The sequence below is a fragment of the Larkinella sp. C7 genome (assembly GCF_006149005.1).
Classification (GTDB): Bacteria; Bacteroidota; Bacteroidia; order Cytophagales; family Spirosomataceae; genus Larkinella.
The window spans coordinates 369367-392869 of the sequence record NZ_VBSL01000004.1 but is presented as its reverse complement, the minus strand read 5'-3'; the positions used below and the strand labels follow the sequence as shown (position 1 = coordinate 392869).

Here is a 23503-nt window from a genome sequence, read left to right as displayed (position 1 = left end):
TTACTATTAATTGATTACCCATTATTAATTCACCATAAACTTTACCTTTTGTGAGGAAAATCTGTACGGTTCTTGTTATTGGTCTGTCCATCGTTTCTAGTGTGGCAGTCGGACAATCAGTCGAAGCCAAATTAAAAGAGCAGGGCATCGAACTGGCTAAGCCAACCGCATCCCTGGCGAATTACGTCAAAGCCGTCCGCACCGGCAACCTGGTTTTCCTGTCGGGCCACGTCTCCAACCGGGCCGATGGAACCGGCATCAAAGGCAAACTGGGCAAAGAGCTGACGGTTGAGCAGGGCTACGAAGCGGCCAAATTGTCGGCTATCGGGCTGCTATCGTCCCTGAAAGCCGAAATTGGCGATCTCAACAAGGTCAAACGCATCGTCAAGGTATTGGGAATGGTCAACTCCGCTCCCGATTTCGCCGATCATCCCAAAGTGGTCAATGGCTGTTCCGATTTACTGGTAAACGTGTTTGGCGACAAAGGCAAACACGCCCGCTCGGCCGTCGGGGTGGCTGCACTGCCATCGGACTACGCGGTTGAAGTGGAGATGATCGTTGAAATACAGTAAGCGTTTTTTAAAGCAAAGTCCCCTCCCCGCTGCCGATCTGGTGCTGCGGAGGGGATTTTGGGTTATTGAGCGAGTACCGGGTTACGGCAAGCCTTAATGAAATCGCGAAGCAGTGAGCTGTTGAGCGCAAAATAGCCCAGTAGAAGGACGACTACCAGCGATCTGAAATAGAATTTCCAGGTGTAGGTACCCACAATGAAATTTTCCCAAAAGGATGTTAGATCGTAGCGGGGAAACTCGACTAACAAATACCGGACGGATTGCGTAATGGGGTTGAATACGAAAAAAGCCAGCAACATGACGGGCAAAAAATACAGATTATAGCGTAGCAACGACCCCCATGAGAGATTAAATTCTTTGATTTTCAATACCTTATGAACACCGTCTATCAAAGCCACTACGATTGAAAGCGTAACAAGCTCAGGCAGAATACCTCCTCGAATGACAATGTAGAGGTAACCTAATATACCACCATAACTCTCTACCATTTTAAGTTTTCTTTCGGGAAGAATGACCCAGTTTGTGATTTCAAACAAAAGGGCTGCGAACAACAGGGAGTAAATGGCATACGTTGGCCTTTTCAAATAACTTCTCGAAAGCTGAATTTTGTCCATAACGACGACCTGAATAAAACTAACCTCCTATTTTCTAACAAGATAGCAGGAAATGCGAATGGATGGGCAAGAACTTGTCAGATTTATAAATCGTAGCACAACAGCGATGAGGATTGACGATTTTCCGTTCGGTGGACAAACGGACCGGGCTGTCCGTTAAATTTTGCCGGTTTTTGGGCCCGGTACGGTTTTGATTAAGCCCTGTACAGTTACTTTTGTTAGCTTTGCGGCCTATACTTCGTGCTATCATGAGAAACTTTTGCATTTTCCTAACCTTTCTTTGCCTCAACGCTGTTGCCAACCCGAAAGCCCCCGGCGACACCCAAATTGCCATCGAAACCCAGCGGACTGCGCTGGTCATCCGGATCGACAAAGCGGGTGATCCCACGATTATCCACCTCGGAAAACGGCTTCAAATTCCCGCCGAATACGGCCTTTTATCAGACAATGGAAAGCGCGGAGAAGATTACACGCAACTTTACAATTCAGCCTATACGCCAGCGGGGGCACGCAATTTGCTCGAACCGGCGCTTCAGGTTGCCCACGCCGACGGCAATCCTTCCTCCGACCTCAAATACGTCCGGCACGAAACGCAGACGGTTTCCGACGGCGTTGTTCTGACCACGGTTTTCCTGAAAGATCCCCAGTATCCGTTTGAAGTAAAGCTGTTTTACAAAGCCTATCAGCAGGAAGATGTGATCGAACAATGGTCCAGTATTCGCCATACGGAGAAAAAAACCGTTCGTTTGCAGAAATACGCGTCGGCCAATCTCTACATCCCCGCAAAAAACTATTACCTGACCCACTTCCACGGCGACTGGGCGAAGGAGATGAATCCCGAAGAAATCCCATTGACGGCGGGGCTGAAAGTACTCGATTCGAAGCTCGGAACCCGCGCCCATTTGTTCCAGCCGCCCTCCTTCCTGCTGTCGCTGAACAAACCGGCGGAGGAAGAAACCGGTGAAGTAATCGCCGGAACATTGGCCTGGTCGGGGAATTATCAGATTCAGTTCGAAGTCGATCCGCTGCAAAATCTGCGGCTGATTGCGGGCATTAATCCGTATGCTTCGGAGTATATGCTGGCACCGGATAAGGAATTTGTCACCCCGGCTTTTCTGTATACGTATTCGGATTCGGGCAAAGGACAAGCTAGTCGGAATTTGCACCGCTGGGCGCGAAAACACCGCATTCCGCAGGGCGAAGGCAATCGGTTAACACTGTTAAACAACTGGGAAGCGACCTATTTCGACTTCAACGAGGAAAAACTGACGACTTTATTCAAGGACGGCAAAAAGTTGGGCGTTGACTTATTCCTGCTGGATGACGGCTGGTTTGCCAACAAATACCCCCGCAACGACGACCACACCGGCCTCGGCGACTGGCAGGAAAACAAGCAGAAACTCCCGCACGGTCTGGGCTATCTGGTGAAAGAAGCCGAAAGCGCGGGCATCAAATTCGGGATCTGGCTGGAACCGGAAATGGTCAGCCCGAAAAGCGAACTCTACGAAAAACATCCCGACTGGGTGATTAAACTGCCCAACCGCCCGGAATACTATTTCCGGAATCAGTTGGTCCTGGATTTGTCCAATCCGAAGGTACAGGATTTTGTCTACGGCGTCGTCGACGGCATTCTGACCAAAAACCCGACACTGGGCTACATCAAATGGGACTGTAATGCGGTGATTTACAACGCCTATTCAGCGACCAACCCCAACCCGTCACACCTGTATGTGGAGTACGTTCAGGGACTGTATAAGGTGCTTGAAAAATTGCGGGTGAAATACCCAACCCTGCCGCTGATGCTGTGCTCCGGCGGAGGTGGCCGGGTCGATTATGGGGCCATGAAATACTTTACGGAATTCTGGCCGAGCGACAACACCGATGGTCTGGAACGCATTTTCATCCAGTGGAATTACTCCTACTTCTTTCCCGCCATCGCAATGTGTAACCACATCACCGACTGGGGTAAACAACCGATCAAATTCCGCACCGATGTCGCCATGATGGGTAAAATGGGGTACGATATTGTGGTAAGCAAGCTCGACGAAAAAGAACTGGCCTTCAGCCAGGACGCGCTGAAAACCTACAGCCGGGTGAAGGAGGTAATCTGGAAAGGCGACCTGTTCCGGCTGGTTTCCCCGCAGACTTCCGACATGGCTTCGTTGCTGTACGTGAGTGAAAAACAGGACAAAGCCATGTGGTTTAACTACCTGGTCGGAAACCGCTACCGGGAAGGCAGCCAGGGAGCCATTCGGTTGAGCGGTTTGCATCCGGCGAAGAAGTACCGGATTCAGGAAGTAAACGTGTATCCGGGCACCAATTCACCGATTAACCGCAATCAGACGGTTTATTCGGGCGATTATTTGATGACGGTTGGCTTTAACCCTGCGGTCGATGCGCGCCGGGCCAGCGTGGTGCTGGAAATCACGGAAGCGAATTGAGTTCGGCGGTCGTTTCACCGGTTCAAACTTCCATTTCACCCCCGGTTTTTGTCAGTTACTACCGAATTTGGATGAATTCGGGATGGTTTGCCCGCACATTTGAGAAAGTAAACAACCGACTTTCTCATGAAACCATCCCTTCTCGCGTTGCTGACCGTTGCCGTGCTCAGCCTTTCTGCGTGTTCCAAGACCAAAGACCCCGTTGAGCCGGGAGACACCCAGGCCGGTTTCGTATCCGGCAAAGTGGTCGATTCGCAGGGCAAACCGATCGCCAAAGCCGACATCGTAGCCGATGACACCCAGTATTACAACAGCAACGTGCTGGGGCAAACCGATGCCAAAGGCAACTACAAACTGGAAGTCGGCAATGGTTCATTTTATGCCCGCGGAACCGTCAAAATGAAGTACGAAGGCCAGAATTACGTGCTGGATCTGTTCGTGGAAGACGACGGTGCTTTTGCCGGCTCCGACGGTGCCGTTAAAAATATGACCTTGAAACTGACCGGCGAGCGAACCGGAAATTTCGGCGACGACGGGGTGTATGGCGGCAAAATCGAAGTGTTTACGCCCATCGGTTTCTACGACACCGAGAATGTGGAACTTACGCTGGAACCTGTCGCTCCACTCATCGACGGCACCACCGGAAAGAAGATTGTTCAGAAACCGGATTACCTGTACATCGATGATGTTCCCATTGGAAAGTACAAAATAACGGCTCGGTATGTCCCCGAAAACAAACCCATGAAAGTTCGCGTTCGCAATGTCGGGAGTTTTCAGAATTCCCTCACCACGCTGTTCGTTCCCGCTTATGCCGGTGCCACCGGCCGGTATAAAATGGACATCGAAGTTTCCGAGCCGGAATAGAACGCCGGCTTAACGTTCAATTTTCACATCGAATGCAAACGAAGCCGTTCCGCCCGCTTTATTTACCTGGCCCTGCGTGAACCGGATCAGGCCCTTTTTGCCCTGCTGGGTGCGAAACGACCATAAATACGGCGTGAGTGGAGCCGACGTGTTGAGATCCGTCAGTCCTTTGACGAGTTCCGTCTTCTCATCGGCTCCCGCATCGAAGGTCCAGGCTTTGCGCAGTGCCACGGCATCGCTGAATGTTTCCCACTGGTTGGCCGGAATGGTGGTGTAACGCAGGAAGGTGTTCGCGAAAAACGGCCATTTTTGCTGGTTGATCAGCGGCCAGATGGTGTAGGCTCCGCACGAAACCCCGCAGTTTTGGACCGCCCGCGGCCCGGCAAACCAGGGACCGGAATAGTAATCAAACACCACATCGGTTTCGTATGCAACTTTTGCGCCATCGGCAAACCGGTAGAATGTGCCGTTGTCGAGATCCAGTAAATTGCGGGTTTGCGGGTCGTTCGACTGCCCTTCTTTCAGGTCCAGTTTCAGGTTGGTGAACACGCGGATGTCGGAGCTGGCCGGAAACTCCTGCTGCCCCAAAACCGCCGACCGCGCTAGGCGTTCATCACCCGTCATGGCCACGTCAAAAATGCAGTGGCCGAGTTCGGGCTGGCGGTTGACGCCCGCAGCCTGACACACGCCTTCCGCCCATCTGTATTTTTCGGGATCAATCACCGGAAACGTTTTGGGAAAGGTGCGGTCTGTATATGAATCGGTATTTTTTCCGTTTTCGTACACAAAGAGGGAGTTGGGGCCGGTAATCCGCCAGCTATCGGCAAACGTGGTGTGGATCGTCGGAAAGCTTCGTTCGATGGCGGTTCCATTGGCCAGTTTAAAATCATTTTGGTCATTCCCGTCGAAATTGCCCATCAGGCCGGTCACATTCCCTTTGCGCGTATCGCCGAGCATGACGGCATAGTCGAGGTAGGGCGTATTCCAGCGAATCGTGACGCCCTCGCCCTGGGCATTCGTGAACACCAGCTTTTCTTTTGCGGCTACCCGCAGTTGGTTTCCGTTGGCGAGCGTCAATTGGGTGAAGGAGGACAGCGCGGTTTCTTTCTGGTTGACAAAAAGCCGGGGCGCTTCCAGCGAAGCGGGGTTTACCAGAAAACAGATTTCATCTTTGCCGATGCGGGCTGCTACCCCCGTCGTAACGGTTGCGCGGTTGGTCTTGTAGGCATCTTCCTGCCGGGCCTGAATTTCAATCATCTCGCCTTTGGTGGCGACAAACTCCCCTACGGCCTGAAAACCGTAGTCCAGCCCATCGTGCGTAACGACATGCGGGTCACCCATGGCCCGGCCTGCCGCAGCCGCAGCATTGCCCAGCGCGTCACCCAGTCGATCAAAAATTCCGTTGAAGGCATCGCTGACACTCCTCGGACCACGGTTGGTGCGTGCGGCCTGGGCGGCTGCCCGGGCGGCTTCTTCACGGGCCGCTTGCTCGGCGGGCGTTTCTCCGCGCGAATTTCGCTGCACCGGGGTGGCATCGGAAGGCATTTTTGCCTGCGGAACCGGATTGACAAACCGGTATTCGGGCAAGGGCGAACCGGGCTGGGGCGGTGGCGAGTAGAAATATTCACTGTGGTAATTGACGCCCTGATTTCGTCCCAGCGTCTGTGCCCGGGCGGGCGTCGCGAGCAGGGCAACCAGGAATTTGTCCAGATCAAACAGGCTGGACTTCCGGTGCAAATTGGCCAGTACGGTTTCTTCATTCGCCAGAATACCCCAGATGGTATTCTCGCTTAAATTGGATCGGGTGGCACTGTAATCAGCGACTTTCGTGAGTCGGCTGACGATGAAATCAGTCATGGTTCCGAAACTTCTGACTTCGGCAGCTTTAGCGGCAATGTCGGCATTGGCCATTTGAATGGCCGCATCGATGGCGGTAAAGCGGGTGGTTTTGTAGGTCAGGTATTGCGCCGACATAAAACCGGCCACTTCCTGATTCGCATACACATCAAACCGAAAATCCAGGATGGCCACACCCTTGTTTTGGGTTGCGGCTTCCGTACACGCGATGATAAGCTGGTGATACCGGATTTCTTTCGGCCCGTCGGAAGTGGCCGCCAGATCGTTTTCTTTCTGTTTACAGGATTGCGGGAGCAACAACAGGAAGACCAAAGCTGCCCCGAGCGCGGTTCGAAAACCCATTCGCCCGTTTTTTTTCTGGAAAGGAAGATCCATGTCTTTTGCTGATTCTATATAGGACTTGCGTCTGATCATTCTGCTACTTTCGCTTACTCAATCGATGAAACCGCCAGGAAAAGGCTCAAAGCCGAAAGTTTTTTCATGATTTCATGCGGAAAAAATAAACAGTTACTTTTTTATCAAACCGGGGGTCGGCACTGCTCGAATAGCCCGAACCGGTGGCCGTTGTGTACGTAAAAGAGAGCGTGAGCATCAGGCTATCGTTCTGCCACTGCCCGCCATCGACCGCCGACAGGACATTGAAATTTTTGCGCAGTTGCTGCTTTTCATCCAATGCTCGAAAATGAACCGTGTTGAGCCGGCCTCCGGTTTTGTCTCTAACCGCACCGTAGCATTCGTATTCTTCAATGCCGCGTTGACTGGTGACCGTGGCAAAACCGTCGAACCGCTGTTGATCGGATCGGGAACCCAACCCTCTTCGGCGCCGGGTTCGGCGGCTGGCTTTTTTGGCCCGTTCCTCTTCCGTCATCGGCACCAGAATCTCAAGTCGCATGGTTTTCCGCACGCCGTCGGGGTCCCGAAAATCGCCCTGCCATTCGCCCACCAGCAAATGGGCAGCCTTGTCTTCGCTATAGGCCCAAGGACGATCCGCCAGGTCGTTCCGGTAGCTGAAGTAATATTTACACGCGTAAATGCCCCCACTAATGACCGCCAAACCGAATAAAAAAAAGAGAATCGTTTTGCCTTTTGCCATTGCTTTCTAACAGTTTACGATAACCGGGCGTTGGGTACAACACGGGTTGTTTTAGCCCTTGAGTCCGTATTTTTCCACGAGAGCCTGCCGCTTTTCAGGAAACCCTTTCATTCCGAACTGCTCCGCCAATGCCCGGTGCCTGGCCCGGATTTCCGGGGCATCCATCGATAATCCCTTCGCCTGCGCTTCCCGGGGAAGGGTATGAAAAACGGCTTCCAGATAGTCTTCAAACGGCTGTTGGAAATACATATCAAGGGCGCGGACGGTCTGGTCGGTTGCGTTCCAGAACGTATGGACGATCCCGCGCGGACGCAGGTGCCAGCCCCCCGCCTGAACCTGAAAAACCTCCTCACCGACCAGCACACTGACGGTTCCTTCCAGCACATACATCAACTCATCGAGGGCTTCGTGAAGATGCGGAGCCGGACCCATTATTTTCGGACCGACCACAAACTCAACACTGGAATATTGGCCATTGGTCTGCCGCTGGCGAACCCGGGTTCGAATGCCGATTCCCTGTGGACCCGGCAACAGCGGTTCGGTCGCGGGCGGAAGGTAAAAAGGGAGCAGGCGCTCACCGGGTCCGGACTGATCGGCCAAAGCAGCCGAAGGGAACCCTGAAAACAAACCGGATGCGACCGTTGCCGCAAGAAAATCACGACGTTCCATAAAAGATCAATTAGTATTTCCGGAACCTGCTGGCCTGAACAGGCTGTCAGGTTCTTTTTCACTACGCGGGCAGCTGGGGCAATCTGACCCCAAGGTGGTTGCGGACTTGCTTAAAATCCAATGCGTTGAGGGAACGGACGCTGCGGTTGAGGAAACGGCGCAGCCGGGCGTTGACAACGTAGAAATCCGGGTGTACCTTGTGGGCGAAAGCCTTTTCGGATATGAAGCGTGTTACCCGGCTGTTGATGGGGTTGATGATGAGCCTGTTGCCCTTCCTTTCGCAGGGACAGACGGAGTCGTTTGTGATCGAAACCATCGGGTTGCGTCAGGGCTTGCCGACCTCCGATATTCATGCCCTGTTCCGGGATGCTAACGGCTACCTCTGGCTGGGCACCGACATCGGACTCGTTCGCTACGACGGCTACGGTTTTGAAACCATCAGCGTGGCGCAGGAAGGACGGTGGCTGGGCCTGGTCAATGCCATCACGGAAGACCGCAACGGGCAGTTGTGGGTCGGAACGGAAGACGGTTTGTTTGTGGTTCAACACGGCATCGCTCACGCGGTTCGGAGTTTGCAAACTGGTCGTTTCGTGCGCATGAATCACCTGCTCTTCGATCACCGGCAGAACCTCTGGTGCGCCACCAGCAGCGGGGCTTACCGGATCGATCAAACGGATCTGCAAACCCTCACCGCCAATCCTGGCGCGACCGTTCACCCCAGGGCCTTGCCGGATTACGAAAAATGGGTTCCGAAATTGGCGGATCGGCGGGTATTTTCGCTGGCTTTCGATGAGCAAAACCGGCTCTACATCGGCGGAAAGTTCGATTTATTCCGCTACCAACCGGAAAAACCGCTGGAACGAATCTGGCAAAGTCCGGGAACCAAAGTGGAGATCCAGTCGCTGGCCGTGCGGTCATCCAACGACCTGATGTTCACCACCCTTGGCCTGCCCTGTGTGATCCGGCTCCGAAACGGGCAGGAAGAGCGGCTGTTGACCGACCGGATTTCCAGCGATGTTGTCTGGCAGAATAACCAGTTCTGGCACCTCTCCTACGGGCTTTATCGCCAGGGCGCCAACGATGCACAACCCATTCAGGAAATCAATTTATACCGAAAAACCAGCGGCAGCTTCACCAGATTGCTGCTCGACCAGGAAGGCATTTTCTGGATTGCCACCAACGAAGGGCTGCTCAAACTCCGGCGTTCGGGCTTTGAGCGGTTTCCCCTCCCCAACTCGGTGGCTGGCAACGAAATCAGCGGTTTGGGTCAATTCCGGGGTCAACTGCTGGTCGGTGCGCCCCACGGTCGGCTGTTTGTCCGAAAAGGTAATCAGCTTCAGAAAATGGGCCGGGATCTGACAACGATTGCCGGGATCAGCGCCATTCGGGAGGATGCCCGGGGAATGCTCTGGCTGGCCACCACCTACCAGGGACTGTTTTCGTTCGACGGCAAAACCGCCAGAAAGTACACGGCCGCCGACGGGCTGGGCGATGAAGGATTCAACGACATCTTCCCCGATCCGTCGGGCAACCTGTGGGCCGTGGGCGACGTCGGCATTACGCACATTCGGACTGACAGCGTGGCAGATCGACGGTATCGGCTGCGGTTTTACGAACCGGTCACCAACCGGTACAAGTTCACCATTTTTTATTCGGGACTGGCCGCACCGGACGGCACGCTCTGGCTCGCCAGCGACTACGGTCTGGTTTCTTTTCGACACGGAAAATTTACGCACCACCGTCTGACCATCGGGCCGGTGACGGTTCGCTCCATCCGCAAAATTGCCCTTGATAAACTGGGCCGGGTTTGGCTGGCGACCGAAGGTCAGGGGCTGCTACAGGGTCAGTTCGTGGGTGGTCTTTTCCGCCCCATCCGCCAATACACCACCCGCGACGGCTTGCCTTCCAATACCTTCAATGATGTGCTGGTGGACAGCAGGGGACGCATCTGGGCGGGCGGGTCAACGGCCCTAACCTGCCTGATTCCCGACGCAGCCGCCAGCCAAATCCGCAATTTTGACTACAAGGACGGTTTTTTCGGCGAGTCGTTTCAAAACCCGCATCTGTTTGAGTATCCGAACGATACGCTCTGGATCAGCAGTTCCGAAGGACTGCTGCGCTTCCCGCTCCGGCAACTCGATGCAATCCGGAAAGCGCCGTCCAGCCTGATTACGCGGGTTCGGCTGCGCGACGGGAAAGACGCCATTTTTCAGTATGCCGAAAGCCGCGACGCCCGCAGCGGTTTGCCGGTTCGTTGCCAGTTACCAGCTTCCCTGAACGCCCTGACGTTCGGTTTTGCCTTGCCGAGTCTGGTCAATCCGTCTTTCAACCGCTACCGGTTTCGGCTCGACGGCAGTGGCGAAAGCTGGCGGCAGGCAGCGGGCAGCGATCGGTCCGTAACCTACGCGGGTCTGAAACCGGGTTCGTATACCTTTCGGATGGTGGGGGCCTCGGCCAATGGAATCTGGAGTTCCGTCGTTTCGTTTCCGTTCAAGATTTTACCGCCCATCTGGCAGCGAACGTGGTTTATCGCGCTGGTACTCGCCGGACTGTGCCTGGGTGTTTGGGGATTGATTCGGTACCGCGAACAGCAAATCAAGCGCCGGGAAATGGAGAAAAACCGCCTGGCCCAGTTGATTGCCGAGCTGGAAACCCGGGCCATTCGGGCACAAATGAACCCGCACTTTATCTTTAACTGCCTCAACTCCATTCAGGAATGCATTCTGGCCGACCATACCGATGCGGCATACCGGTATTTGTCGAAGTTTTCGCGGCTCTTGCGCATGGTACTGGAAGAATCCGCCCGGAATTTTCACGCCATCCAACACGAACTGGAATTGATACGGCTTTATCTGGAACTGGAATCCATGCGCTTCGATCAGCCGATGCACTACAGCATCGACGTTGACCCGGCCATCGATACACAAAACTGGCAAATACCGTCCCTCCTCCTGCAACCGCTGGTCGAGAATGCCATCTGGCACGGCCTCATTCACCAGTCGGAACCGCGCCAGCTTCGGCTGGAACTCCGGCAAAATGACGACCAGACGTTGACCTGCCTGATTGAAGACAACGGTGTCGGTCGCCAACGTGCGGCTGCGCTTTCGGCCCAAAAACTGGTGACCCGCACCACCCGCGGACTGGCGCTGGTTACGGAACGTTTGCAATTGCTCGAACCGGCGGGTCACGGGCGCGGAACCTTGCAGATTGACGACCTGGTCGACGCTGAAGGACACCCTGCCGGAACCTGCGTCCGGGTTCACTTACCGATCATTACCCAGATTGCCGTCCGGGCCAGCCCCCTCTATCCCACTGCCTATGTATCGCGCCCTGGTCATTGACGACGAACCCCGAGCCTGCCACGTCCTGGAAATTCTGGCGGGGAAATACCTGCCCGAAATCACGGCCTTCAAAACCGCGCTAAGTCCGCAGGAAGGCATTTCCCTCATTCGTTCCTTCAAGCCCCACTTGGTTTTCCTGGACGTCGAAATGCCGGTTCTGAACGGTTTTGACGTATTAAATGCCATTGACACCTGGGGTGCCAGCCGCTGGGACTTCGACGTTATTTTCACCACAGCCTATCACCAGTTTGCCTTGCAGGCCATCAAAGTGAGTGCGCTGGACTATTTGCTGAAACCGATCGATATTGATGAGTTGCGGATTGCCTTCGACAAGTTTCTGCGCCGACAACCGCAACCGATTCCGCCCGGTGTTCTGATCAAAAACCTGGTTCATAACCTCAAAACGCCCAACCCGAGTCAGCACAAACTGCCCATTCCGACCACCGAAGGCATGCACCTCCTGACCATTGCCGACATCATCCGCTGCGAAGCCGACAACAATTACACGTTCTTTTACCTCAGCGGAAACCGCCGGTTTTGTGCTTCCAAAACCCTGAAGGAGTTCGAAACCATGCTGCGTGAACACGATTTCGTGCGGGTTCATAAATCCCACCTCGTCAACCTGCAGTTTGTCGAACAGATCGACCGGGATGGAACGGTTCAGTTAACGAACGGCACGGCCATCAGGATGTCCCGGCGCATCCGGCAATCTTTTTTCTCCAAACCGGGCTAACCCTTCGGCTCCCGACCGACGGTTATTCAAACGACCGGACCTCACCACACCGCCCTAAAAAAGCCCCGCGGGCTGATCATTATTAGCCCCGGATGCATTCCGGGGAATGGAATAGGCGTCAACCCACACCGCAAACAAAGCCCAACGGGCTGATCATCACTAGCCCCGGATGTAATCCGGGGATTTGGGAACGCGTCACCCCAAACCGTGTATAAACCCTGAAAGGGTTGAATCCCTTCTACCATCATCCTATTTAACCCTTTCAGGGTTGGGACTAAAACGGCGCCTGTTATGTCCCCCGGATTGCATCCGGGGCTAATGATGGGTAGCCCGTTGGGCTTTTCGGGCGGTGTAGGTTCGTCCGTTGCCCAAAACATTTTACATACATTTCATGAATTAATAAATCCATTTTACATACATTTGGTGAATTAATAAAAACCGCATAACCAACGAGCCCATGAAGGGGACGAATCTCGGAGAATTTGAGGAACTGGTGCTGCTGACCATTGCCGCCCTCATCAGCGATGCCTACAGCGTGGCCATTTGCGACGAATTGGAAAAATACACCGGCAGAGCCGCCAAGCTGGGGGTGGTCCACGCCGTGTTGAACCGCCTGGAAGAAAAAGGCCTGGTCAAAAGCCGGATGGGCGAAGCGACCAACGCCCGGGGTGGAAAACGCAAACGGTACTACGAAGTGACCCACACCGGAAAAGTCGCCCTGACGCGTTCCAAGGAGGTTCGCGAAGCCCTCTGGCGCATTATTCCCGGTTTTAATCTGGAGGGTACTGTATGAAGACGACTACCCAAAAACCCCCTGAACCACCGCGCTGGGCCCGTAATCTGCTCCGCTGGTACTGCCGACCCGACTTGCTCGAAGATCTGGAAGGCGACATGAACGAATATTTTGAACGGAACCTGACCACCAAAGGCGTCCGGCGCGCCCGCTGGATTTACATCCTCGATGCACTAAAATTTTTCAGACCGTATACCATCCGCAAACCCAAATTCCTCAACCTTATCATTCATTGGCTCATGCTCGGCAGCTACCTCAAAACCTCCCGGCGCAGTCTGGTGCGCAACAAATTATTCTCCTTCATCAACATCATCGGATTGGCCGTCAGCCTGTCCGTCGGTTTGCTGGTGATCGCGTTTCTGACCGACCTGTTTTCCTACGACCAGTTTCAGGAAAAAAGGCATCGGACGTACCGAGTTCTGACCCGAAACGAATCGGCGGACAAATCTGTCATGGATCTGGCGTCCACTTCCCTAAAAGCGGGTTTCAAAATTCGGGAAACGATTCCGGGCGTTGAAGACGTTACACTGATCCGTCGCGGGTTTTACAGCGATGCGAAAGTCAGCGATGAAACCATTGTTCCGCTGGAGGCCACGTGGGCAGATCCGTCGTTCTTGAAGATTTTTACGTTCCCGTTGCTCAAAGGAAATCCGTCCACCGCGCTGAAGGAACCCTACTCGCTGGTCATCACTGAAAAAACCGCCCGAAGACTGTTTGGCGAAGCGGAAGCGATGGGAAAAACCGTCCGATTCGACACCTTGAATTACACGGTTACCGGGGTTCTCAAAAACATTCCAAAACTGTCGCACATGCGGTTTGAAGCCTTGATTTCATTGTCGTCGATGCTCGGACAAAAAGCCGATTCGGACGGAGGTCTCATGGACTGGAATAACATCTACCAAAACTACATCTACCTGACGCTCCCCGAAAACGCGAATCTGTCCGCCATTCAGGCCGGACTTGATCGGCTTTGTGCCGCCGAAAATGCGCTGCTTGATCGTCAGAAAATCAATCTTTCGCTCCAGCCGATGGACACCATTGTTCTCGGCGGGCGGTTGTCCAATGAGATTGGCGTCAATGTTCCAAAAACGGTGGTCTGGGTGCTGATCGGTCTGGCGTTCGTTGTCATCCTATCGGCCTGTTTCAATTACACCAACCTCTCCATTGCCCGGTCGATGCGTCGGTCGCGCGAGGTGGGCATTCGCAAAATCGTTGGGGCGCTAAGAGGCCACGTGCTGGGTCAGTTTCTGGCCGAGTCGGTCATTATTTCCGTGATGGCGCTGGTCTTTTCATTCCTTCTGTTTTTAGTGCTGCGAACCCAGTTCCTTTCGCTGGCCCCCCAGCTGGCCGATGTGGTTTCGCTTGATCTTTCTCCCCAACTCATTCTGTACTTTCTCGCGATGGCTGTGGTAGTTGGCCTGGCTGCCGGATTCATTCCCGCGCTGTTTTTCGCCCGAATCCAGGCGGTTCAGGTGCTGAAAGATGCCTCTTCGCTGAAAGTATTTCGGCACGTCAACCTGCGCAGGGCATTGATTGTCATCCAGTATACCTTTTCACTGATCTTTATTACGGCAACCCTGATCGGCTACAGGCAATACCGGGGATTTCTGTCGTTCGATCTGGGTTTTACCACCGAAAACATCCTGAACATCCGGATGCAGGGGAATAAACCTTCGCTTTTGAAAAAGGAACTGGCCGAAATTCCGGCAGTACGACAAATTGCCACCTCAAGCATGATCACGAGCCTGGGGAGCCTGTACGGAACCCAGATGAAATACCAGGACAAAGCAGGAAAGGATTCGGCGATGGCGTGGCAAAACTTTGTCGATGAAAATTACATTCCGCTCCATCGACATCAGTTTGTTGCCGGTACTAATTTCAAAAACCGTCCGCTCAGCGGCAACGAAACGGAAGTTATTGTAAACGAGCAGGTTTTGAAACGATTTCACCTGGCGAAGCGCAACCCGGCCGAAGCAGTCGGCAAGCAGGTGATTCTGGACAACAAACCATTGACAATCGTGGGGGTTTTAAAAGACTTTCATTACGGCACGATGGATCACAAAATTGAACCGACCGTCCTGCGGTATTCTGCCGACCAACCCGGTGGTTATCTGAATGTGGGCATCAAATCCGAAGATTACCCGGCGGCCCTGTCCAGCATCGAAGAGGCCTGGCGGAAAATCGATAAAGTGCATCCGTTGAAAGCCGTGTTCTACGATGACCAGATTGAAGAAGCTTATAAGCAATTTGACGTCATGGTGAAAGTGATCGGTTTCATTACCTTCCTGGCCATCTGCATTGCGTCGATGGGCCTGTTCGGCATGGTGGTTTTCACGACGGAAACCCGGCTGAAAGAGATCAGCATCCGCAAAGTGCTGGGCGCCAGCGAAGGGGGGCTGATCTTTCACCTCAGCAAGGGCTTTTTGGTACTGTTGTTCATTGCCACCCTAATCGCACTGCCGGTCACGTACCTTTTCTTCGACCAGTACATCCTGACGAAATTCGTGTATCACCAGCCGATCGGGCTGAGTGAATTGCTGATGAGCGTGCTGGTCGTCATGGCGCTGGCTTTCCTGCTCATCGGGTCACAAACCTTGAAAGCAGCAAGGAGCAACCCGGCGAAGGTGTTGAAGAGTGAGTGAGGTTATCACACAGAGTTTATCAAAGGAAATCAGACGGGGCCGCCCGGCGGTTAACCAGAGAGTCTTTGATAAACTCTGTGTAATAACCAAATCACTTCTTATACGTACACTTCGAATTATCCGCCACCCGGTAATAGGATTTGTAGTTCAGCGCCTTCTTCACCATGCAGCCTTTCAGATTGAGCACCTCGATGTTCCGGAAGTCGATGGCGTGGCTTTCACTTTGCAGGGCGATGTAGCCACCGGTTAGCAACGTATTGTCTTTTTTGAGCCAGTAGTTCGGGTTTCCCACATGACCGGAGGCAAAGTCATTCTGTTTGCTGATGTACCCACCGCCAATTTTCGGTTTCTCGTAGGTCAACACCGTGTCGCCTTCGATGATGTGGTGGATGATTTCTCCGCCCAGCACCACCGCCGTCACGCTGACCCACTGATCGCCGTCGTAGGTTTTGGATTGCGAGTCGATGCAGTGATCGGGAATCACTTTGCCTCCCATCTCGACGATGGTCCCCGGCGTACAGAGGTTGGCCGTGTGCCGAACGCCCTTGCCCAAACCACCCAGCGTCTGAATCTCCAGTGAAATCGGAAAATCCTGGTCTTTGGTCAGGCTCTTCGCCGACTGTGAGTGGATCATCACCCCGCTGTTGCGCACATTCCAGTTGGCACCGCCCGGCACCTGATCGCCCAGAAACCGGTAGTCAAACTTGAGGATGTAATAGGAAAATGGCTCTTTGTAGTAAATGTGGCCGTATTTGTTGTCGAAGGTCTTGTACTGATCATACATGATCCGCATCATGCCGTTTTCGGCCCGAAACGTATTCTTGTAGTTGACGTTCAGGTCTTCCCCGGCAATTTTAATATCCCAGCCGCTCAGGTCTTTGCCGTTGAACAGTTGAATCCATTCCTCCTTTTTCGGGTCGTTCTTCTGGGCAAAAGCGGGGTGGAAGAAAAGAAGAAAAAAGCTGTAACACAGGGTTAATCGGGGATAATCAGCGTTAATCAGCGTTTCCCTGATGAGCGCTGATACCCTCTGATTAACCCTGTGTAATAATTTCTCAGTATAGAATGTCATCAGTTTGAAGCTTTATGTTGATTGCTGCCATAAGAAAAAACCGGATTGAGTCTACTCACGGCTACGCAGCCGAGGTTCTTTCTTTATCAGCTTTGATGGCCCCAACTCCTCCACAGCGGGCAAACCGGATTTATATGAGCGGTGGAACGTATTTTCGACCAGTTTGGGATACGGTTCAAACGTGATCCAGCGCAGCGGTCCTTTTCGAAGCCGGAACGAAGCCTCCAGCAATCCGCAGAACCAGGCCGGCGGTTTCTGGTAGCCAAACGCTTCCCGCAGTTTGTCATTGATCAAAGCCGAAAAAACCGGTTTCACGACCGGGCGCAACGGTTTGGGAACCCAGCCCTGCACAATTCGGACGGTAGAATCGGCGACGTGGCGGTTGCTGTCGGCATAGCGAAAATGTTCTGCTTCGTAGGCTTCGGTGAAAGCTTTCAGCTCGTCGATGGTTTCAGGAATAGCAGTCAGGTTCATCCGCTGCCCGACTTCCCGAAAAAACAGAAAGAAGGCCTGCTCCTCCGCCGGAATCAGCTTCCGCCAGCCGTAGCGGTTGATCCAGTTGATGGGATAAAAGATGAAGGTGGCCAGCACCATCAGAAAATCCTCGTTCGGAATGCTGTAAAAACCGTGGATGCGGTTCATGTGGGTGATGGCCCGTAACCCGGTTTCGGTGTTCAAACCGTATTGCATGAACCAGGCAATCAGGATGCTGGTGTCATCGTAACGCTTCTGGCCGTGTTTCTCAAACTCGCCCGTTCGCATCAGCAGGGCCGAGGTGCGGGGACTCGCGTAGGTGTGGAAAAGCGCCAGTTCGAGGGCCCGCGTGATGTCGAACGGAAATTCGTAACCCACCAGCAATTGCACCATTCGCTGGTAGTCCCGCTGCGGGTCGAGCTGTTGCAGTTCGCGACGAACCGCCGGGTTTCGGAATACGCCCGCTACTTTTGAATAAACCGGAGCCGTCATAGCCGTATTTTTCAATGAATTGTGGATGGGAATGCGGATTAAAACGGATTTTATCTGTGCAAATCCGCTTGATCCGTTCAATCCGCGTTCCCATCCAATTTAATTAGCCTTTAAAATAAACAGACAATAGACCTCAAACCGTATAAATTCGGGCAAATCTTCCATATTCGTGCGCTAAATTTGTAATTTAGCTCCGATTCCAAACTCACTCCTTCACTATGGCCTTGTTCAAACTGCAAATCAACGGCAAAAGCTACCAGACCGAAGCCGAAGCCGACACCCCGTTGCTGTGGGTATTGCGCGATAATCTGGGGCTGTTCGGCACCAAATACGGTTGCGGAATTGCCCAATGCGGTGCCTGCACCGTCCACCTCAATGGCGAAGCCACCCGTTCCTGCACGTTACCAGTTTCGGCCATCGGCACGTCCAAAGTTACCACGATCGAAGGATTGTCCAAAAATGGCGACCATCCGGTTCAGAAAGCCTGGGATGAGGTGGATGTGGCCCAGTGCGGCTACTGCCAGGCCGGACAAATCATGACGGCGGCTGCGTTGCTCAAACGCAAGCCCCAGCCCACCGATGCCGAGATTGAAGCCACCATGTCCGGAAATATTTGCCGCTGCGGTACCTACCACCGCATCAAAGAAGCCGTGAAAGTAGCCGCAAAAACAAAATAAGTTTACGGTTTCCCTTAAACCTCACTTGACATGTCTTCACAACTCAATCATAACCGCCGGAATTTTCTAAAAATTGCCGCAGCAACCGGAGGAGGTCTCCTGCTGGGCTTCAACTGGACGGATTCCGAAGCCGCCGTTGCTGGCGCGCCCCTCAAAGGCGTGGCCGCTCCGGCCATCGATTTCAATAGTTACCTGTCCATCAATCCGCAGGGCGTCATCACCATTTTGTCGCCCAATCCGGAAGTGGGCCAGGGCATCAAAACCGCCTTCCCGATCATCGTGGCGGAGGAACTGGATGCCGACTGGAAGAACGTGGTGGTTGAACAGGCCCCGCTCGATACCCAGAAATTTGAACGTCAGGTTGCCGGGGGCAGTGGTTCCATTCCGCACTCCTGGAAACGGCTGCGCGTGGCTGGTGCTACGGCCCGGCACATGCTGCTGGAGGCTGCCGCCAAACGCTGGAACGTGTCGGCATCGGACTGCACGACCAGCAAAGGATTCGTGCTTCATGCTGCCAGCAAACGCAAACTGAGCTACGGCGAGTTAGCCACTGAAGCTTCAAAAATGCCGGTTCCGGCGGATGTCAAGCTGAAAGAAATCAAAGACTTCAAGCTGATCGGGCAAACGATCAAAAACGTCGACAATCCCGGCATTCTGACCGGAAAACCGCTGTTCGGGCTGGACTTCCACCGCGAAGGGATGCTGATCGGCATGTTGCAACGCCCGGCTTTTGGCTATAAACTGAAATCCGTCGATTCGGCAGCGGCCAAAGCCATGCCCGGCATTGTCAATGTCGTGACGATCAACAACAGCGTGGCCGTCGTCGGCAAATCGACCTGGCAGGTCAAAAAGGCCAAAGACGCCCTCAAGATCGAGTGGGAAAAAGACGGTAATCTGGAAAGCACTTCGGACCACAACCGCATTTTTAAAGAAATGCTGGACAGCCCGAACACGACCGTTCGGCGGAAAGACGGTGATGTTGAAACCGCTTTCAAAAATGCCGCCAAGGTCGTGAAAGCCGAATACCAGTGTCCGTTCCTGCCGCACAGTCCGCTGGAACCGATGAACTTTTTCGCCCACGTCAAAGCCGACAGCGCGGAGTTGGTTGGCCCCAGCCAGACGCCGGAAGCGGCCCGTAATCAGACAGCAAAACTGCTGGGTTTGCCGCCCGAAAAAGTAAGCGTGCAACTGACCCGCATGGGGGGCGGTTTTGGTCGGCGACTCAACACCGACTACGCCATCGAAGCCGTTCAGGTTTCCAAAGCCGTCAATGCGCCGGTGAAGGTGATGTGGACCCGCGAAGACGACATGACCGGCGGCATCTATCGCCCGGCGGTTCGCTACCGCTTCGAAGCAGCCCTGGATGCGCAGAACAACCTGATTGGCTATAAATTGCGGGGTGCCAGCATCAACGCCGGCAACGCTACCCGCGAAGACAACTTCCCATCGGGTGCCGTTGAAAACCTCCTGATCGACAGCATCGACCACAAATCCCCCATCACGACCGGCCCCTGGCGCGCGCCGATCACCAATTTCCTGGCGTTTGCCGAACAGGCGTTTCTGGACGAAGTGGCTCAGGCCGCCGGGAAAGATCCGGTGCAGTTCCGGCTCGAATTACTGGACAAAGCCAAGCAAAAACCGGTCGGCAAAATCACCTACGACATCGACCGGATGAAGGGCGTGATTCAACTGGCGGTCGAGAAATCGGGCTGGGGGAAAAAGACCGGCGTTTCGCAGGGATTTAGCGTTTATTTCTCCCACCGCTCCTACGTGGCCCAGATTGGCGAAGTGGTGGTTGAAAAAGGCAAACCGGTTTTGAAAAAAGTATACTCAGCGGCCGACTGTGGCATCGTGATCAACCAGAGCGGGGCGCAGCAGCAGGTTCGCGGGTGTGTGGTCGATGGCATCGGTCACGCCATGTACGGCAACATCACGTTCAAAGACGGCATTCCCGATCAGAAGAATTTTAACGATTACAAGCTGATTCGGATGAATGAAGTACCGGAAGTCGATGTCCATTTTGTTCAGAATGAGATCGAGCCAACCGGTTTGGGCGAGCCTTCGCTCCCACCCGCTGGCGCGGCCGTGGCCAACGCGATTTTCAAAGCCACCGGCAAACGGTTGTATAACCAGCCTTTTGTCGAAGCCGAAGTTTTCAAAGGCGTTTCATAAGTGACGTGTGCTGATCGGGCCGCCCGGTCCCGATCAGCACGCATCAGCAACTACCGGATTCCTTCCCCTTTATTGCTTACTCAACGACCCGGATGCAAACCACACCAGGGGTAAAACGTGCCTTTTTCTATTCAATTGTCAGTATAATTTTACTAACCGGGCAAGCCTGTACGACCAAAGAAAATGCCCCGCCCGCTACCAGTTCCACCACGGATTTCCTCTACCAATACTCCATCATCAATGCGTTGCTGGCGGGTGTTTTCGACGGCAACCTGACGTTCGGCGAGTTGAAAAAACATGGTGATTTCGGCGTCGGCACCTTCAACCGGGTGGATGGCGAACTGGTGATCAATGAAGGGAAACGATACCGGATTCGCTCCAACGGCAGCGTTTCCGAAGTGGCCGACCGCGACAGTACGTCGCTGGCGTTCGTGAAGTTTTTCAAAGCCGACTCCAGTTTTACCGTCCAAACTGCCGGGATGACCCTGGACCAGCTTCAAAAAAAGATCGCGGCAGCCTTACCCGCCAACGAAATCTACGCCATCCGCATCAAAGGCACTTTTTCGAAGCTGACCACCCGCGCCCCCGCACCCGCCCAAAAACCGTATCCGACCCTGAACGATCACCTGGCCAAATCACAGGTCATTTTCAACCTGACCAATACCACCGGTGTGGCGGTCGGTTTTCTGGTGCCGACGTATATGGAAAAGGTGAACGTACCCGGTTTTCACTTTCATTTTCTGGCAGACGACCTTAAATCGGGCGGACACGTCTACGATTTTACGGCCACCCAGGTTACGGTCGAGATCGACCGCACCAGAGGCTATTACGTTGAACTGAACACCCATTTCGACTTCGGAAAAGTGACATTATAGGCTAGTCAAGAACGGTCCACCGTCGCGCTTGCAATCCCGATCAGTTTAAAACAATTCGTCATCCCGGTGGTTTCAATCCTTTGGACACAACCATTTTGCATCCAGCAAATCACCCGGAATGAGCAGTGCCTTCTTGAAAAACGAAACCGCCGATGCGCCGGTGGTGATCCCCGCCCGCGCGCCCTTGCCACCCGGTGTAACGAATTATGTAACACCACGAGGACTGGCGCGGCTGCGTGAGGAACTGATTGAACTGGAAACGGAACATGCTCACTTACAAGCCAGTGAGGTACCCGATGAAAATGAACGCAGCCGACAAATGGCGCTGCTGAACGGGCGAATCGCCAACCTCAACCAACGGATTTCGAGTGCAAAAGTGGTGGATTCTCATCCCCAGGACGAAGTTCGCTTTGGGGCCACCGTCGTTCTGAAAACCAAAACCGGAAAATCACCGGGGACTGAACGCCGGTTTACGATCGTTGGGGTCGATGAAGCCGATGCTTCGCAAGGATTAATTGCTTTTACGGCTCCCATTGCCCGGGCCATTCAGGGGAAACGGGCAGGCGATGTGGTTTCGCTGCGGACCGTACAGGGAGAGGAAATTTTGGAAATTACGGCGATCCGGTATGAAATCGAGTAGAAAAGAACCGGCAGAAATTACAGGTCGGCGCAAACAACCGCAAAAGAACCGTAGTTTGTATCCATAAGGTTCTCCGCTTACGGCCTTCCCTCTTGAATGACTATACGGTTTTTATTTCGCCTGACCCTCGGCCTGGCTCTTCTTCTGTCATTGACGCAGTGCCAGAAGACCGCCCCCCAACCCCCCAAAGCCGAAGGCTTTGACCCCGCTATTCCCGGCGACACATCTTATCTGGCCGGCCCGATTACGTTCACACTGAAGGAATTACAGGAAAAAATCAACCAGGAGCTTGATCCGGTGCTGGTTGGCAAAGGCTCGTCAAGTGGAAAGTCGGGCGGTATTTTCCCGTTCAAGGTCGTGCGCTCCGGGCCGGTTCGCATCCAGTATGTCAACAACCAGGTGAAGTTTTCGGCTCCTTTGGGACTGTACATCAACTCACCCTTTAGCGCCGGTAAAACCGCCGAGCAGCGGCCCTTCTGCTCGCTTCACGTCAACTTTCAAAGTCCGCTGACCGTGACACCGAACTGGCGGCTGGCCAGCAAGGTGCAGTTTACGAATTACGAATGGATTGTCGAACCCGAAATCCGGTTTCTGGGCAAGGAGATTTCATTGACCAATTTCGCCAGAAAACTCCTCGACAAACACCAGTCGGCGATTGAATCGGCCATCGATACGGCGGTTTACAAGGAACTGCGGCTCGATCAGATGGTGATGCCAATCTGGCAGAGCATTCAGAAACCGCTGTTGATCGACCGCCAGTTCGGCCTCTGGCTGCTTCCCATACCACTCGGCGTCGAGGCCAGTCCCATCGATGGGGATTCGGTCAACATTACGACGCACCTGCGGATTGCTTTTGCCACCAAAACCGTGTTACAACCCGAAAAACCGGATCATTCGGAAGTCAAATTACCTATTTTGCAGAAACGGGAAAAAGTTTCCCAAGTCATTGACCTCCGTCTGTTGAGTGTGATTCCGTATGCCGACATCAACCGGATGCTGGCCCGAACCCTGGCCAAAGAGAAAAAGAAGATTCTGCTGGGTGCGCTGACCATCCGGAAAGCCTCGGTATACGGCGGTCAACGTTCGCTGATCGTCAAAACGGAAGTCAGCGGGTTACTCAACGGAACACTTTACCTGAAAGGCCGCCCCACGTTTGATACGCTGTCCAACACCCTGCACGTAAAAAATCTGGATTTTGAAGCCGGTACAGTGAACGAACTCTCCAAACTATCAAACTCCCTCGTCCACAACGGCCTCGTCAAACTGCTGGAAAGTTTTCTGACGATTTCGCTGGGCGGTGAGATCGAAAAGCTCCCGCAAACCATCAGCGAGTCGTTTAAAAAAGGACAAACCGGCCAAAAAACCGACCTCGGCATCCAGGCTTTCCGGTTTACCCCGCAGAAAATCGCCATCCGGCCCGACGGGATTCAGGCCCTCATCCATGTCCAATCGAAGGTGGCGGTCCGGGTCAAGCAGTTGTAA

General features: G+C 53.7%; 18 protein-coding genes. 12 read left to right on the top strand and 6 right to left on the bottom strand.

From position 1 onward, the window contains the following. Positions 1-101 precede the first annotated feature (101 nt). Positions 102-572 carry a RidA family protein gene (locus FH871_RS12640; RefSeq protein ID WP_229317253.1) on the top strand — a complete coding sequence of 157 codons (471 nt, stop codon included), beginning with the start codon at positions 102-104 and terminating at the stop codon, positions 570-572. Positions 573-634: 62 nt separating this feature from the next. On the opposite strand, the gene FH871_RS12635 is transcribed toward FH871_RS12640, so the two are convergent. Continuing rightward, positions 635-1186: a hypothetical protein gene (locus FH871_RS12635; protein ID WP_138991788.1), complete on the bottom strand. Its 552-nt coding sequence runs from the start codon at positions 1184-1186 to the stop codon at positions 635-637. Positions 1187-1434: 248 nt separating this feature from the next. On the opposite strand from FH871_RS12635, the gene FH871_RS12630 reads away from it, so the two are divergent. Then, positions 1435-3627 (top strand): alpha-galactosidase, encoded by a 2193-nt coding sequence (locus FH871_RS12630; protein ID WP_138991787.1) that lies wholly within the window; start codon positions 1435-1437, stop codon positions 3625-3627. A 126-nt stretch (positions 3628-3753) separates the two neighbouring features. Beyond that, positions 3754-4491 carry a carboxypeptidase-like regulatory domain-containing protein gene (locus tag FH871_RS12625; RefSeq protein WP_138991786.1) on the top strand — a complete coding sequence of 246 codons (738 nt, stop codon included), beginning with the start codon at positions 3754-3756 and terminating at the stop codon, positions 4489-4491. A 9-nt stretch (positions 4492-4500) separates the two neighbouring features. Here the strand turns inward: FH871_RS12625 and FH871_RS12620 are convergent, their stop codons facing one another. The 3 genes from FH871_RS12620 to FH871_RS12610 form a co-directional block, all read right to left on the bottom strand. Then, a complete protein-coding gene (locus tag FH871_RS12620) occupies positions 4501-6723 on the bottom strand; it encodes a VWD domain-containing protein (protein WP_171062834.1) in 2223 nt (740 codons plus the stop codon). A 103-nt stretch (positions 6724-6826) separates the two neighbouring features. Next, entirely contained in the window at positions 6827-7441 is a 615-nt protein-coding gene (locus FH871_RS12615) for a hypothetical protein (RefSeq protein WP_138991784.1), read from the bottom strand. A 51-nt stretch (positions 7442-7492) separates the two neighbouring features. Beyond that, entirely contained in the window at positions 7493-8110 is a 618-nt protein-coding gene (locus tag FH871_RS12610; protein ID WP_138991783.1) for a cupin domain-containing protein, read from the bottom strand. Positions 8111-8331: 221 nt separating this feature from the next. Between FH871_RS12610 and FH871_RS12605 the strand changes: the two genes are divergently transcribed. From FH871_RS12605 to FH871_RS12590, 4 genes are all read left to right on the top strand, one after another. Continuing rightward, positions 8332-11451, top strand: coding sequence for a two-component regulator propeller domain-containing protein (locus FH871_RS12605; protein WP_138991782.1), 3120 nt, complete (start codon positions 8332-8334; stop codon positions 11449-11451). Beyond that, entirely contained in the window at positions 11429-12184 is a 756-nt protein-coding gene (locus FH871_RS12600; protein WP_138991781.1) for a LytTR family DNA-binding domain-containing protein, read from the top strand. Before FH871_RS12605 ends, FH871_RS12600 begins: the two co-directional genes overlap by 23 nt. A 457-nt stretch (positions 12185-12641) precedes the next feature. Continuing rightward, entirely contained in the window at positions 12642-12977 is a 336-nt protein-coding gene (locus FH871_RS12595) for a PadR family transcriptional regulator (protein WP_138991780.1), read from the top strand. After that, a complete protein-coding gene (locus FH871_RS12590) occupies positions 12974-15619 on the top strand; it encodes an ABC transporter permease (protein ID WP_229317252.1) in 2646 nt (881 codons plus the stop codon). The genes FH871_RS12595 and FH871_RS12590 overlap by 4 nt, the downstream gene beginning before the upstream one ends. Positions 15620-15710: 91 nt before the next feature. Here FH871_RS12590 and FH871_RS12585 read toward each other — a convergent pair whose 3' ends face one another. Both FH871_RS12585 and FH871_RS12580 read right to left on the bottom strand, forming a co-directional pair. After that, positions 15711-16691 carry a DUF1080 domain-containing protein gene (locus tag FH871_RS12585; protein WP_138991779.1) on the bottom strand — a complete coding sequence of 327 codons (981 nt, stop codon included), beginning with the start codon at positions 16689-16691 and terminating at the stop codon, positions 15711-15713. Between the two features lie 51 nt (positions 16692-16742). Next, positions 16743-17672 carry an oxygenase MpaB family protein gene (locus FH871_RS12580; RefSeq protein ID WP_306439235.1) on the bottom strand — a complete coding sequence of 310 codons (930 nt, stop codon included), beginning with the start codon at positions 17670-17672 and terminating at the stop codon, positions 16743-16745. A gap of 203 nt (positions 17673-17875) precedes the next feature. On the opposite strand from FH871_RS12580, the gene FH871_RS12575 reads away from it, so the two are divergent. From FH871_RS12575 to FH871_RS12555, 5 genes are all read left to right on the top strand, one after another. After that, positions 17876-18334, top strand: coding sequence for a (2Fe-2S)-binding protein (locus FH871_RS12575; RefSeq protein WP_138991778.1), 459 nt, complete (start codon positions 17876-17878; stop codon positions 18332-18334). 30 nt (positions 18335-18364) lie between these two features. After that, positions 18365-20506 (top strand): xanthine dehydrogenase family protein molybdopterin-binding subunit, encoded by a 2142-nt coding sequence (locus FH871_RS12570; protein WP_138991777.1) that lies wholly within the window; start codon positions 18365-18367, stop codon positions 20504-20506. Between the two features lie 92 nt (positions 20507-20598). Then, positions 20599-21381 (top strand): acetolactate decarboxylase, encoded by a 783-nt coding sequence (gene budA / locus FH871_RS12565; RefSeq protein ID WP_138991776.1) that lies wholly within the window; start codon positions 20599-20601, stop codon positions 21379-21381. 118 nt (positions 21382-21499) lie between these two features. Then, entirely contained in the window at positions 21500-22021 is a 522-nt protein-coding gene (locus tag FH871_RS12560; protein WP_138991775.1) for a GreA/GreB family elongation factor, read from the top strand. Positions 22022-22117: 96 nt separating this feature from the next. Next, positions 22118-23503 (top strand): DUF4403 family protein, encoded by a 1386-nt coding sequence (locus FH871_RS12555; RefSeq protein WP_138991774.1) that lies wholly within the window; start codon positions 22118-22120, stop codon positions 23501-23503.